Origin of the sequence: Paraburkholderia sp. SIMBA_030 (genome assembly GCF_046535245.1) — a bacterium.
Classification (GTDB): domain Bacteria; phylum Pseudomonadota; class Gammaproteobacteria; order Burkholderiales; family Burkholderiaceae; genus Paraburkholderia.
This window is the reverse complement of the sequence record NZ_JAWRXB010000724.1, coordinates 1-266: the sequence shown is the minus strand read 5'-3', so window position 1 is coordinate 266 and position 266 is coordinate 1. Positions and strand designations below refer to the sequence as shown.

Below are 266 nucleotides of genomic sequence, written 5' to 3'. Positions count from 1 at the left end.
ATCACGGCGACGGACGCCTCATAAGCAGAAGGTGTGGCTCTAGAACGCGAGCAGCACCATGCCGGTCTTACCTCGCCGGTTGGCATGTTCGAGCGCTCCCTGATAGTCCAACGCCGGATAGCGTTCCGCAACGGGGAACAGGTTCGGGAAGTTGCGTGCGAGCTCCAGTGCCTTAGCGAGGTCTGCCTCGCGTACCGCCGCGGGCTCGAATTGCCAGCTGAACAGCGACACACCCTTGATGGTCAGCGCTCGAGGCGCGATGGTAC

1 protein-coding gene is annotated in these 266 nt (G+C 62.4%); it reads right to left on the bottom strand.

The features are described from left to right. Window positions 1-39 precede the first annotated feature (39 nt). Window positions 40-266 (bottom strand): hypothetical protein (locus SB772_RS41855; protein WP_410838756.1); only part of this gene is annotated, 227 nt, incomplete at its 5' end.